This is a genomic window from Chitinophaga sp. 22620 (genome assembly GCF_052044405.1).
Taxonomy (GTDB): domain Bacteria; phylum Bacteroidota; class Bacteroidia; order Chitinophagales; family Chitinophagaceae; genus Chitinophaga.
In genome coordinates this window covers 1,338,752-1,352,330 of sequence record NZ_JBQEMV010000002.1, presented here as the reverse complement: position 1 = coordinate 1,352,330, position 13,579 = coordinate 1,338,752, and the positions used below count along the sequence as shown (strand labels likewise).

The 13,579-nt window shown below is 56.1% G+C and carries 6 protein-coding genes; all 6 read right to left on the bottom strand.

Annotated elements, in window-relative coordinates; all coding sequences use genetic code 11:
* Nucleotides 1–10 precede the first annotated feature (10 nt).
* From ACTJIK_RS15155 to ACTJIK_RS15130, 6 genes are read right to left on the bottom strand one after another with little or no spacing between them, the layout of a single operon-like run.
* The gene (locus ACTJIK_RS15155; RefSeq protein WP_440647514.1) at nt 11–3,106 is read right to left on the bottom strand and encodes a PVC-type heme-binding CxxCH protein; all 3,096 of its coding nucleotides are present in this window, start codon (nt 3,104–3,106) and stop codon (nt 11–13) included.
* A 45-nt stretch (nt 3,107–3,151) separates the two neighbouring features.
* The gene (locus ACTJIK_RS15150; RefSeq protein ID WP_440647512.1) at nt 3,152–6,379 is read right to left on the bottom strand and encodes a polysaccharide lyase family 8 super-sandwich domain-containing protein; all 3,228 of its coding nucleotides are present in this window, start codon (nt 6,377–6,379) and stop codon (nt 3,152–3,154) included.
* Between the two features lie 43 nt (nt 6,380–6,422).
* Nucleotides 6,423–7,805, bottom strand: a complete 1,383-nt coding sequence (locus ACTJIK_RS15145; protein WP_440647510.1) for an enolase C-terminal domain-like protein — start codon at nt 7,803–7,805, stop codon at nt 6,423–6,425.
* Nucleotides 7,802–8,182, bottom strand: coding sequence for a DUF5017 domain-containing protein (locus tag ACTJIK_RS15140; protein WP_440647508.1), 381 nt, complete (start codon nt 8,180–8,182; stop codon nt 7,802–7,804). The genes ACTJIK_RS15145 and ACTJIK_RS15140 overlap by 4 nt, the downstream gene beginning before the upstream one ends.
* Nucleotides 8,183–8,202: 20 nt before the next feature.
* On the bottom strand, nt 8,203–10,050 hold the full coding sequence (locus ACTJIK_RS15135) for a RagB/SusD family nutrient uptake outer membrane protein (RefSeq protein WP_440647506.1): 1,848 nt from the start codon (nt 10,048–10,050) through the stop codon (nt 8,203–8,205).
* 24 nt (nt 10,051–10,074) lie between these two features.
* Nucleotides 10,075–13,488 carry a TonB-dependent receptor gene (locus tag ACTJIK_RS15130; protein WP_440647504.1) on the bottom strand — a complete coding sequence of 1,138 codons (3,414 nt, stop codon included), beginning with the start codon at nt 13,486–13,488 and terminating at the stop codon, nt 10,075–10,077.
* Nucleotides 13,489–13,579 lie beyond the last annotated feature (91 nt).

Genomic DNA, 13,579 nt, shown 5'->3' with positions numbered 1-13,579 from the left:
TTCCTGCCGGCTATTTTTTCATGATGTAAGCAAACAGGTCCTTCACTTCCTGGTCAGTCAGCCGGTCCAGCAGCCGCTCCGGCATAACGGACGATTGCTGCGCTTTCATTTCCTTTACCTGCGAGGCGGTAAGCACCATGTCTTTCCCGCCGAGCGACTGAAGCGTGATGGCATTCCCGTTCCTGGAAACGATCTTTCCCTCCAGCGTGCGCCCGTCTGTAGTAACTATGCGGTGGATCACGTACCCTTCCCTGATATCCGCATTGGGATCGATGATGTTCAGCAGCATGCTGTTCAGGTTGTCCCTGTCGTACCCGGTAAGGTCGGGCCCGATGCTGCCGCCCGTATCGAACAGGCGGTGGCAGGCGCCGCAATTGTTCTGGTACAGCGTTTTTCCCTTGCCGGTATTGCCGGTCCCGGATTTAATGATCTTCATATACCGCGCGATGCTTTCATTCTTTTCCTCGTTCGAGGCCAGCTTCAGCCGCGGCCACAGCCTGTTCACCTGGTCCGTTATCTCCGTATCCTTAAGAAGCTTGAGCTTGCGGGCGGCCTGCTCGCTGACGTCTTCCCGGCTGATGGTCTTCGTTTTCTCGATCGCATCCAGGAAGGAAGCGGCCCACTGGCTTCTGCTGGACACTAGGTCTATCGCGGCATTACGCACGCTTACATCGCCCCGCAGCTGGGGATAGGCAGCCACCACCTTCGCGCCTATCTCCGGCGCGCTGAAATATTGCAGGGCCTGGAGGGCGGTTTGTTTCAGGGCTGCGGAAGAACCTCCGCCGGCCACCACTTTCAGCAAAGCGGGCACTGCTTTTTCCTTCCCGGTTTCGCCCATGATCCTGATGTAGGCAAGCCGGTGGCGCATTTCCGCTTTCCCGTCGCCGATGATCCTGATGGCCTGCTCCGCCGCTTTCGCGTTGCCCTGCCTGATCTCCAGCGCAAGCGGCGCACCGAACAGCTCCGCCTGGTATGGTTTGATCGCTTTGGTGAGCGCGGGAGACAGGCCTGTTACGTCCTTCCCTCTCAACCCTTCACTCAGCCCGCTGATCAATATCTTAGCCATGGCCGGCGAAGGCGACATTTCGATGAGTTGTGCGGCGGCGGTATAATTTTCTTCGCCACCCGGCATTACATACCGTTGTATCAATCTTGGCAGGATGGTTTGCTGAACTGTTTTTCCCTGCCACAGCTGCCGGTTGCGGAACATGGCCAGTATCAATTCGCGGTCTGTTTCCGCTTTCGCTTCCATGGCCCACCAGGTGAGTAAAGGAATATCGGGATCGCCCGCATCGTTCCTGTTTTTCAGCATGGCTTCTATCATGGCCACGGCAAGCTCGCCGGGCATACGTTTGGCCGTGGAGGCCAGCTGGCTTCTTACTTCTGGATGCTGCTCCGCCTGCGCCAGCCGCACGAGTTTCTCCGCAACTCCCGGCGACGCTATTCTCCCGTCTCCTGCAAACCTTACGGCCCAGTATCTTACATACGGGTCTTTGTGACCAAGCGCGGTCAAAGCCACGTCGTCGTTATAAGCCTTGCAGCCGTTGATGGCCCAGAGCGCTTCCAGCGCCATTTGCCCGTTGCCGGAGCGGAGCAGCGGCAGCAATGCGGGCACGAAAGACCTGTTCCCGCGGTTGGCGAACTGCAGCTGTGCCTGCTGGCGGAACCATTTGTCGCCGCTTTTTAATAATGCGATGAGCTGTTCGGGCGTATAAGTTTCCAGGTCGAAGCGGGGTAACCTGCGCTGGCCTGTTTTATTCCGGAGGCAGTATACTCTTCCGGAAGATTTATGCCAGGTGTCCCGCGGGTCCACGTGGGAAAGGCGGCTGTCGTACCAATCGGCCAGGTAAACGGCCCCGTCCGGCCCGGCTTTGATGTTCACCGGCCGGAACCAGCGGTCGCCTGTTGTAAGCACCTTGTCTTCATCCACATTCCTGAAAGTGGAGCCGGAAGGTTCCATCCGGGTGAGCTGCACGAAATTCAGCAGCGGGTTCACAGCGATCATTTTTCCATGGTATCTTCCGGGCAGCGCGGTTTCTTCGTACCGGATGAGGGAATGCGTAAAACGTTTCCGCTCGCCGGTCAGCTGCATGCTGGGCAAATGGCCGAACGTGTATGCGTTGGTGTAAGGACCGTGCTTGCCGAGACTTTTCTGGTAATACCCCCCCTGCTTGAAGTTGGGGCCGCGGTCGTAACCATTGTCTCCAGAGAACACCCTGCCTTTGCTGTCGAATTCCACGTTGAAGGTATTCCCGCCACCTTCGGCGAACACTTCAAACACATGTGTATCCGTATTGTACCGCCATATGGCCTGACCCTGGAATGTTATATTCTTTGAAACGGATGAGCTCACGTTGGCGGTAGCGGTGCTGCCCTGCGCGCCGTACAGCCAGCCGTCGGGCCCCCAGCGGAGACTGTTGGCAACTGCATGCGTATCTTCCAGCCCAAAGCCCTCCAGGCAAACCTGCGGCGCCCCTTCGGGCATGCCATCATGATTGGCGTCAGGATAAGCAAGAAGATACGGAGGGTTCAGCACCCAGACCTTACCACGGCCCGTTAATACACTCGTGGCAATATTTAATCCCGTGATGGCGTCGGTCGATTTGTCGAACCTGCCATCGTCGTCCGTATCTTCAAAGATGCTGATCTTGTCTGCGCCCTTTACGCCTTCAGGCGGGGCGGCAGGCACTTTATCGAATTTCACGCGCAGGTAATTGTCCACGCTGGTTACTTTCAGCCCCTGCGGATAAGGATATTGATGATACTGCACCACCCACAGCCGCCCGCGGTGGTCGAAGCTCAACTCTACCGGCTGTACTACCTGCGGTTCGGACAGAACGAGGTCCAGCGCCAGGTCGTCCGGGCAACTGAAATGGCTGAGCGCTTCCTGCGGCGGCGTTGGCAGCGACGAATCGCTGAGCGCCCCCACGCCGTTGAATGATTGCATATAGCGGGCAACATCTTCGTTGTCGCTTTCCGGCAACTGGGAAGCAGTGGCTGTACTATCCTTTCCGCCGTTCTTTTTACCGTTCTGGTTGCAGGCCGTTCCAAAAGCCGCGAGGCTTGCGCACATCAGCCAGACTTGTATGTTCCGATTCATTTGCATGCTTTTATTTTCAAAGCTTCCCGGTTTGCGGGATCATTCGATTATTTACTGTTTTATAAATATGCCCCTTTCCTGCAAGCCGCCACCATTGAGCACAATAAGGTAACTGCCCGGCGTAAAGCCTGAAACATCCACCGGGTGGCGGTTTGGCCCTTTCTTCACGGTTAGCTGCTGCCGTTGCATCAGCGCGCCCTGCATGTTGAATATTTCTACATTCACCGCACCATGTTCCGCTGCCATAAAATCCACCATCATCGTTTTGCCGGCCGGGTTAGGAAAAAGCATGAATTTTTTTCCGCTGCTTTTTTCTCCAGGTAAAGCTCTCTGCGCAGCCGTATCCGCATACGCGCGCTCTGCAGCCCTGCGGGCCGTGCCCGGCACTTTCAGCCTGATAGTCTTCGAAAAGCCGTGCTCCAGGTAGAAAGAAGCGGTGACCGTTGTTGCCTGGTGGGTAATGGTTACGCCCGAAAGATTTTCCACCACGTCCCAGCTGCCGTTCAGCACAAGGCTCACCGTGCGCGGAAGGGCGCGCCAATAGTAGTCGAAGGCGGTCTCCGTCTGGATATTCATATCCGGGGAATTGACCGTGACGGTGATCGTATCGCCGCTTTCGCGGATACCGGCCATACATACGGCAGACACGCTTTTGATATGCCCTGTGTTCACGGCGGTATTGGCTTTGAAGAACACGTAACCGGTCAGTGCGAGCGGGTTGTACCGGACGATATGCATGGTGTCCGTTTGTTTCAGGATATTGTACAGCGTGCCGCCAGCAAGCTGCGTGGCCAGCGCCTGCATGGCCGTTGGCGTAATGCCGGGCGCCACCACGAAATGATATTTTGCATTTACAGGATTCACACCGTGATTCATCCAGGCTTTGCTGGCGTAGGCGGAGTCGTAGGAATTGGGAAGGCTGGGATTGGATACGGTCTCTTTGGGCGTCACCTGCTTTCCTCTTACCACGCGTACTGATCCGTTGCCCTGCGGGATGTAATACCCGGTAGACTGGCCGTTCAGCAGCCAGAGGTCCGCCGGCTGCGTGTCTATCGTCTGGTCGTAGCTTGAATTGGAAACCGGGGTAACGGAATTCACATAAATATCCGCATTACTCGTTTTATTGACGGCCTGGAAAAAATTAGTGGCCACATTGCCCAAACCATTGAGCGCATTGATGCTGCTGCCGAGGCAAACCAGGATGCTGTCGAACGCGAACACGGATTTTTTTGCTTTCAGCCGTGAAGGACTATAGTTCCCGTTGGCCCTTTCATCCAGGTTCAAGCCAAAGATCCCTTCCTGCCCCAGCGACAGCGAGCCTGCGAAATTATTGTTCTGGAATTCCATGGCCGTTGTTTTCAAAGGCTGCAAACCCGCGAAGTCCGGGAAGTGAGCGGTGGTGGTACCGGGCATTACATTCCAGTCCCAGCCTTTGCCTGCAAGGATGTAGCCAGTGGCCTCCAAAGTGCCGCCATACAGTACTTCCAGGGTACCGTAACTCTGGTACCGGCCGTAACGGTTTTCGGCGCTGTAGATCTCCGCGCCGAAGATCTTGCTGGTAAAACCCCGCATCACTGCCACCCAATTGCTTTTCCGCCGGATGCCCAGCGCACCGTAGTTGTATTGATAAAAACCCTCGGCAGATACGGGTGATGCCGGGAAAGTACTGGTTCCGGTAACGGCGTTATAAAAACTGCCCATCACCGGGTCTGTCCCGGTCCCTTTGATGTCTCCGCCCACCCGCACAAACTTTTCAAACCGCTCAAGGCTTACCGGCAATGCAGCGGGAAACGGGTTCCTGCCTGATTCCGCGTGCGCGAAAAGCACGCCTTTGGAAGAACCCGCCAGCAGGTATTTAATACCCAGGCTCATGTTCTCATACGCCGCAAGGTTCACCCGGTACACCGTGCCCCTGAGCGAGTCGGCCATATCTATCCACCGGCTCCAGGCGCCCATGTAGCTGGTATGCTGCGAGCCGTGATGATATCCCACGCCGTCCGGCTTCATACCGTCTCGGCCGCCAAGGCTGGGAACAGTATTGCGTTCCAGGAAACGTTTCACCATTTTCACATCTCTCACCGCCGCATTGTCGTCCGGGTTGGCAAGCGCCAGCTCGAACAGGAACCCGGTGCGGAGATTCAGGTAATCCACGCTGTATCCTTCCATGAATGTTGCGCCGTTCACTACGCTGTATTCGTTGTTCCATTTAAGCATGTCCAGCGCTTCGGCACGAAGGCCGGGCGGATATAAGGGCAGGGCTTCGAGAAAGCCTACGGGAAAGGTGCGCGCATTGGGGTAGGAATTCGTCTGGAGCACGATCCTCCCTCCTTCCGCCAGGCCTTCGCTCAGCAGGTATTCTGTAAATAAGAGCAGCTTGTTCTCCGCATCGGTGTCGCCTGCTTTTGCGCCCCTGGCCAGCGAACCGATGTAAGTGGAAAATATGACCAGTGAGTCCGGGCGGTAGATATTGTAAATGCCCCTGCCGTTCAGGCTGCCATCCGCATGGGTGTGGATCTGGCAGCCCAGCACGAAGTTTTTGGCAACGGCAAGCAAGGTATCCGCGCCGGCGGGCCGGGCAAAGCGGGTTCTGAGCACTGCAAGATCAGCCAGTTCTGTGGCAGTGGCGGTGGTTACGGGCATATCGGGCCCGCTTTTCCAGTTGGGCAGCACGTTCAGGTAAGGCGCGTTGGTAACGTGTTTCCTGAACGCTGCGTAATCGGGCCATACATGCGGGCCGGGAATGCGCACATCGGCATTACCGATCAGCCGCGCTTCGTCTATGTATATAGTGCAGCTGTCTGCGGGGTTTACAGGAATATAGGTGATGCGCATTTCTTCGAGATTGAAGGGAGACGCTGCTACCCCGCCGCTGTAATCATAATAATAAGAGCGGTGGAATTCGCGCCAGCCTTTGAAGTTGAGCAGCATCTTCCCTTCGCGCCGCACCACGCCGGTTTCGTCCAGGAACTGGAACAGCAGCGTGTCGTTGGTGGCGGCCGGAACATGGAGAAATATCTGCGCCTGGGAGTTGGTGGCGTTGTTCAGCTCCGCGGAAGGAATGGCCAGCGAGGCCGCGCTGAGATAGTCGCCGCTTTTGGCCTCCCACAGCAAAGCCCCGCCGCCGGCTTTCACGTGCTGCGTGCTTACGGACAAGGGTGTGGCGGAATTGGTTTGCCAGTTCGCCGGCACCGCACCGTCGAACGAAACGAATCTTTGCTGGGATTTAACCTGACTGCACACTGCCAATGCCATTACTGCAAAAAGTAAAAATGTTTTCATTGCTAAAGTGTTTTAATAGATCTGATTAAATGACCGCATGATCTCATTTCAGGCGGCGGTGGAACATTTCTTCGTAATGGGCGGACGGAAGGAAGATGCCCCCGCTTTGCCGGTAATAGTCTTCGTTAAGCTCAAACACCCCGTCGCGCGGCTGCGTCCACGATGCGCCGGCCAGCGGATGCCAGGCCGTCATATTCTTCCAGTTGCGATAGTTCATATCCCCGTTGGTTTCCATGATCCCCATCCCGATTCCGGGGAAAGGCATCAGGCGGGCGGCGATGTTCTTATTCCATTCCACGAGCACGGGGTTCACCGTCAGGTCCGCGCACAGGCAGGGTATCTTCTTTTCCGCGGCCAGCGCGGCTATTTTCATGGATAAGGTGAGCGTTTTGGCAATGCCTTTCAGCACCATGGCAGTGTAACCCTGCTCAATCCTGCGCAGCGCGCCGGCTTCGTCGTGCACGCTTTCGTCCGCGGCCATCCTGATGCCGGTGTCGGACACATCTTCGTCGTTCTGCTCGGCCAGCGGCTCTTCGTAAAAAAGGATATGTTCCAGCGCGCCGGTCTTTTTAGCATGATCGAGGTAACGCAGCAAAAGCTCTTTCTTTTCGTACCGCCCGTTGGCATCAAGGGTATAGATCAGCTTGCCGGTAGCGGTGTGCGGCGTGCGCAGGTCTTTCAGTACACGGTGTACCTGGCTCAGCCGCCGCATGTCCTTTTCCAGCATTTCTGCCTGCGTGCCGGGGTAGCCGGTTTTGATCTTGAACACAAAATATCCTGCCGCCGCGGCCCGCTGCAGCTCTTCCACCGGCATGCCGTAGGGCACCTGGTAAGTGACCGCCACCTTGCTGTTCCGGTGGGTCAGCCCTTTTTTGTAGGCCGCAGGCACCATGGCGTCGAAACTTTCAAGGCCGTTCTCAGCCGCATACAGCAGCCAGGCAGCATTGTCCGCACTTACCAGCGCATTGTACACGAAATTGGTGTGCAGGTCTTTTTTACCGGTGATCTGCCGCGCTTCGGCCATCAATTGCGGGAATATGGTTTCCTGCAACATCACCGGGTCGGTGAAAGGCGTGTTCCTGATCAGCTTCAGCGCCCTCACGGCCACGAGGTACATCAGCGCATTGCCTTCCGTTTCAGTATGGGAGGCAAACATTTCCGCGTCGCCATACAGCACGCTTTGCGTGGCCACGCCCGTCCTGCTTTTCCCTGAAGCCGCCTGCAGCCGGGATGCCACCTGCCACAGCTCGGTGAGGTAACCGCCCTTGAAACCGAAAGGCCTCAGCAGCGCTTCACGCTCAAAATCCGAATCGGCATACACTACGGTGATATTCCCCGCGGGCTTTGCCAATACACGCGGAAGACCGCTGCCGCTGAGCGCGGCGGCCATACCTGCATTCTTCAGAAATGCTCTCCTGTCCATCATTCGGTAACGGTTACGTTGATTGCTTTTATTACTTCCCTTTCGCCGTAAATGCTGGCATTTTTTGCAACGAAGTACGCCTTGTAAACGCCTTTGGTTTCGTATGCGTAAGTGAAACGGGCTAGCCTGGAATCGGAATTGCCTTTCACCGCCAGCGATCTGTTCACGCCATCAGGCGGGCCGGGCACGTATTCATTCCCGGCTTCGCCGGAATAAAAGGAAATAATACCGGCCGTGCCTTCAAATTCAAACACACCTTCTTCCCCCGCCCGGAAAGTAACGGCAGCCGATCTCACATTAAAATCAGGCGTTTCAGGCAATACTTCCTTTTTGCATGCCATCATCAGCAGCATGCAGCAGATCATTTGTAGATATTTCATCGGGTTCAATTTTTAATGCATTACCAACCGGGATTTTGGGTCAACGCCCTGTTTAAAGTCAGTTCTTTGGTAGGAATGGGCCATAGTGTATTCCTCTCCGTTATATTGGGTCCGAAACCTTTTATGAAAAGATTCAGGTAGGCCGGCGTGGTGAGGGTGCCCAGATCCTTTTCGATAGTGGCGGAAAGCGCGTGCATCCGCTCCACGAAAATACCCCAGCGGATCAGGTCGGCCTTCCTGAACGTTTCCCCGTTCAGCTCGCGGGACCTTTCGTCCTGTATGAATTTCCGGAACACTTCTTTACCGGCCGCAGCAGCAGCGGGTATTTCCGCATCCGCGGCAGTATAGACCGTGGCTGTAGCCGCAGCGCCGGAACCGTTGCCCCCGGTAAAAGAAACGATCGGGGCAGACGTGTAGCCGGTACCGGTAGCCTTTCCATACACGGCGTCGTTGGCGAATACAATACCTGTCACTTTCCCGCCCGAAACAGTTGCGGCAGCGGAAATGCCCGAGCCGCCGCCACCCGTGAACGTTACAGCCGGAGCGGTGGTATAGCCTTCACCGCCGTTAGTGATGGTCAGGGTCTTTATGCCGCTGCTCCATCCTCTTTTCCTCACTTTATTCACCGCTTCAATGGCTTCTGCCGTCGGGCCGGAAATTTCGTTTTCCGCTTCCGCGAACATCAGCAGCACATCGGAGAAACGCAGCAGCGGGCAGTTGGTGGGCGTGGCGGTATTGTTTTTAGGCAGCACTATCTCATATTCGCGCCGGTATTTCCCCGGCCAGCGGTTATACGCGGTGTTGCGGTTCACGGAGGTGAGGAAAACCTTGTGGTTCGCCGGCTGGCTGGCAGTACCGTAGTTGAAGGTCGCAATGCACCAGTCACGGCGCGCATCGCCTTCCTGGTAACGGTAATAGTTGTCTGCCGTGGCTTTGATGCCCGCGTAAGCAAACCCGGTCTGCGTATTCTGCGTGGCCGGGCCGTTCACATCGCCCAGCGAGCCGGTTTCCGTATAGGCGTCGGACCTGTTGCCCCAGTATTCCACTTCCCATAAAGATTCTTTGATGTCGTATTTATCTGATATAAGATTGATGAACACGCCCGAGTAGGACGGGTTCAGCGCATGGCCTGCTTCAGCGTCGTCTATCACTTTTTTGGCCCAGTTGCGCGCTTCAAGATACCTGGCGGTCTCTTTCACCGGGTGGCCGGCCATATGCAGGCACACTCTCGCCAGGATGCCGCGTACGGCTGATTTGTTCACCCTCCCGCCAAAACCCAGCTGCTGAATGGGCGATACCAGCGTTTCCGCTTCCGTCATATCGGCAATAATGCGCTCGTACACCGCTTTAGCAGTTGCGCGCGGTACGTCCACGTCGTTGAGGGATTTGGGCGGCGCCAGTACCAGCGGCACGCCGCCGAAGCTTTGCACCAGCATAAAATAATAGTACGCCCGCAGGAACAAGGCCTCCCCTTTCACTTTTGAGCGGACGGCCGCGTCGATGGACGGGTTGTTGTCCAGGTTGGCCAGCAAATAATTGGCCCGGCCGATGCCGATGTAGAGATTGTTCCAGAAGCTCTGGAAATCAGGATGAGCGGCGGTGTAGTCGTAAATATGGAGGCCGCTGAGCGGGGAATTTTTTACATACCAGTGCTCATCGCCCTCGAAACCGAAACGGAAATGGATGGGATTGGAATACAGCGAGCCCAGGTTGTCGTACACGCCGTTCAACGCAATATTCAACTGCTCCGCCGTGCGGTAGTAGGTGGCTGGCTCCAGGAAATCTTTCGGTTTGCGGTCCAGTTTTTCCACGCAGCCTGTAAAGCCGGCAAGGATAAAAATGGCGATCAATAAATTACTGTACTTCATTTTTTATAGTATGAGCGTCAGGAATTAAAAAGTGACATTCAGGCCGAACACCACGGTTCTGGCGATCGGGTAAGCGGAAAAATCGAACCCGGGCGTGAGCACGGAATTACGCACGGACACTTCAGGGTCCATGCCGGAATAACCGGTGAACGTGAGCAGGTTCTGCGCAGCGGCCGTGAGCCTGAGTTTGTTCACGTGCAATACTTTCAGCCATCTTGCCGGGAGGTTGTAGCCAAGCGAAACGGTTTTGAGCCTGAGATAAGAGCCATCTTCCAGCACGCGTGATGAATAGCTGCCGATAGTGCCCTGGCCTCCTGGTTTGAAATTCCTGTTGGTGGGATTGGTTTCGCTCCAGCGGTCCAGGTAGCTGGCGAACTGGTTCAGGCTGAGCCTGATGTTGCCATTACCTTCGAACATGTAACGGTTGGCGTTCAGGATGTCGTTGCCGTAAGACCATTGCAGGAACACATTCAGGTCAAACCCTTTCCAGGAGAAGTTGTTGGAGAAGCCGCCGGTATGGATGGGCTGCCCGCGGCCTATCACCACCAGGTCCGCCGGGGTGATGTTGCCGTCGCCGTTCATGTCGCGGTACTTGATATGCCCGGGCTGCGCGGCCGCGCCGTTGTTGGAAACGCCGGGCTTCAGCGTGTAAGCGCCTGAAGCGGACTTATCGAAGTCCGTCAGCTGGTACACGCCGTCGAAGATATACCCGTAGAACATGCCAGCGGGCTGGCCTACCTGCGAAATATACGGCGGGTTGTTATTGTATTGGGTTTCGAAGCTGACGGTGGAATACAGCGCGTCCTGCCCTCTAACCAGTTCCAGTATCTTGTTCTGGTTGAAGCTGATGTTGAAATTGCTGCTCCATTCAAAATCCTTCGTTCTGAAATTGACGGTCTTCAGCGCCAGCTCTATTCCCTGGTTCTGGATCTTCCCGATATTCTGCTGCGCCTGCAAAATGCCCATGGTGGCGGGCAGATCAGCATTCAGCAGCAGGTCGCTGGTGATCTTGCGGTACCAGTCCGCCGTGAATTCTATGCGGTTGTTGAACAGGCCGAGGTCGTACCCGATGTTCAGCTGGCGGGTGGTTTCCCATTTCAGGCCGGCGTTGCCCAGGCCGGAAATGATGGCGCCTTTGCCAGGCACGCCGTTGTTGAAGGAATAAGAGCTGGCAACGGGAAAGCTCAGTCCTGAAAAAGCGTCGTAATTCCCCACGCGGTTGTTGCCCGTGCTGCCGTAGCTTATCCTGAGCTTGGAGTTGGACACAAATGCGAGCCCTTTCATGAAATCTTCTTCCTGCATGTTCCATGCAAAAGATCCCGAAGGAAAATAGCCCCACTTGTGGCCTTTGGCGAACTTGGAAGAGCCGTCGCCCCGGAAAGTGAACTCCAGCAGGTATTTGGAGCGGTAGTTGTAACCCAGCCGCCCGAAGAAGGATGCGATAAAGTTCTCGCCCGAACTGGCGAACGAGGAATATGGTATGCCTTCGTCGAGGCCGGGCATGGACAGCTGCTCGTTGGGCAGGTTCTGCGCCGCGTAGCCGTAGGTTTCCGCCCGGTAGTCCTGGAACGATATGCCGCCCAGCGCGGTGATCTTATGGTCGCTGTTGATGGTAGTGTTGTAGGTAACGGTGTTGTCGTTGGACCAGATGTTTGTTTCTGTAAAGGTCACCGAGCCATGCTGCCCTCTTATGTTGCGCGGGTTCAGCGGGCTGCCCTGTACGGTCTTGGAGTTGAAGAAAATGTCGCCCCGCCGCTGACGGTTAGACATAGAGCCGGCGAACCTGAACACGAGGTTGGAAACGGGGCTGTAAGTAAGATAACCGTTGGCGAGGAAGTCGGAAGTACCGGTTTTATTGTATTCGTTGTTGCTGGTGGTAATGGGGTTCAGCCGGATGTCGTACTGGTTGATGAAAGCCATATCGCCGTCGTCGTCCAGTAGGTCCACATTTGCATTGCCGGCAATGGGCCGGTATCCCCATGCCCGCGAGAGCAGGTAGGTGGTGAACATGGGGCCGTTGCCTTCGGACAGTGGCTGCCCGTTGGTATTGATCCTGCTGTAGTTGACGGTAATGCCGGCCTTCAGCTTGCTGCCAATGGCCTGGTCTATGGCCACGCGGCCCTGGTAACGTTTGTAGCCGGAGTTGATCACGATCCCCTGCTGGTCGTACACGGAGCCGGAAATGGAATACCGCGTTTGCCCGGTGCCGCCGCGAACGGCAATGTTGCTGATCATAATGGGCGACTGGCGGAACACCTGGTCCTGCCAGTTGATGCCCTCCGCGCCGCGGTAATCTTCCAGCGTGCGGCCGTTCTGGAAATAGGTATTGGCGGCCGAGGTCTTGTTCAGCTCCGCCTGGTATTTTACGAATTCATAGGCATCCATCACGGGGATCGTTTTCTGCACCTGCTGCACGCCGTAGGATGTATTGAACGTCACTACCGGCTTGCCTGTCCTGCCTTTTTTGGTTTCCACCAGTATCACGCCGTTAGCCGCCCTGGAGCCGTAAATGGCGGTGGCTGACGCGTCTTTCAGGATGTTGATCGTTTCAATATCGTCGGGGTTCAGCATACCGTCTTCCGGATCTTCTATCGGGAAGCCGTCTATAACATACAATGGTGAATTGCTTTGTGTGAGCGAGTTGGCGCCGCGGATCACGATGTTCATGCCTTTGCCGGGCTGGCCATCCTGCGAGGATACCTGTACGCCGGCAATGCGCCCTGCCAGCGCTTCGGAGAAAGACGCTACAGGCGCTTTGGCAAGGTCCGCCATGTCCACCTGGCCTACCGCGCCTGTAAGGTCCGCTCTTTTCACCGTACCATAGGCCACCACCACTTCCACCTGGCCCAGGGTGTTGGCCTGCTGCTTCATGCGGATCCTGCCGAGGTCCAGGTCCGACCCTTCGGTAACGTTAACGGGTATACGCAAAGGCTGGTATCCCAGGCAGGAGATCTCCAGCTGGTAACTGCCGGGCGCAACGCCGGCGATTGCAAAAGCGCCCCGGTTGTCTGTGGAGGCGCCTTTATTCCCCGGCGTCAACCTCACGGAGGCGCGCTGTATGGGGGCAGAGGCGCTGTCTTCCAATGTGCCGGTGATGTTGCGCGCAATCAGCGCCACCTGCGTTGCCGCGCCCCTGCCGCTTTCCTGTTTGCGGTAGATCAGGATGGTTTTGTTACTGATCTCGTAACCCAGCGGCTGCCCCTGCAACGCGGCGTCCAGCAGGCGCTCCAGCGGCATATCCACCGCATGCAGCGATACGGGACGGCTGCCGTTCAGCACTTTTTTGTTGCTGAACACAACGTAGCCCGTTTGTTCTTCGATGATGCTGAAAATTTTGGTGAGGGGCAGGTTATTACCCGAAACGGTCACCGTCTGGGCAATATTCTTCCCCGAAACATGCAGAAAAAAAACCAGCAACAGGTAAGCGGTATATCTCATGGCGCGGAACATTTTGGCAAAGGGCCCGGGCATGACGGGGCCCCTGCAAATAGCTTTAAATTGCATACTTTTACATTGATTTGGTTGACTA

Excerpts from the sequence above, each read along its gene's own strand:
- ACTJIK_RS15155 (WP_440647514.1), bottom strand. The coding sequence starts at position 3,106 with ATGCAAATGAATCGGAACATACAAGTCTGGCTGATGTGCGCAAGCCTC.
- ACTJIK_RS15150 (WP_440647512.1), bottom strand. The coding sequence starts at position 6,379 with ATGAAAACATTTTTACTTTTTGCAGTAATGGCATTGGCAGTGTGCAGT.
- ACTJIK_RS15145 (WP_440647510.1), bottom strand. The coding sequence starts at position 7,805 with ATGATGGACAGGAGAGCATTTCTGAAGAATGCAGGTATGGCCGCCGCG.
- ACTJIK_RS15140 (WP_440647508.1), bottom strand. The coding sequence starts at position 8,182 with ATGAAATATCTACAAATGATCTGCTGCATGCTGCTGATGATGGCATGC.
- ACTJIK_RS15135 (WP_440647506.1), bottom strand. The coding sequence starts at position 10,050 with ATGAAGTACAGTAATTTATTGATCGCCATTTTTATCCTTGCCGGCTTT.
- ACTJIK_RS15130 (WP_440647504.1), bottom strand. The coding sequence starts at position 13,488 with ATGAGATATACCGCTTACCTGTTGCTGGTTTTTTTTCTGCATGTTTCG.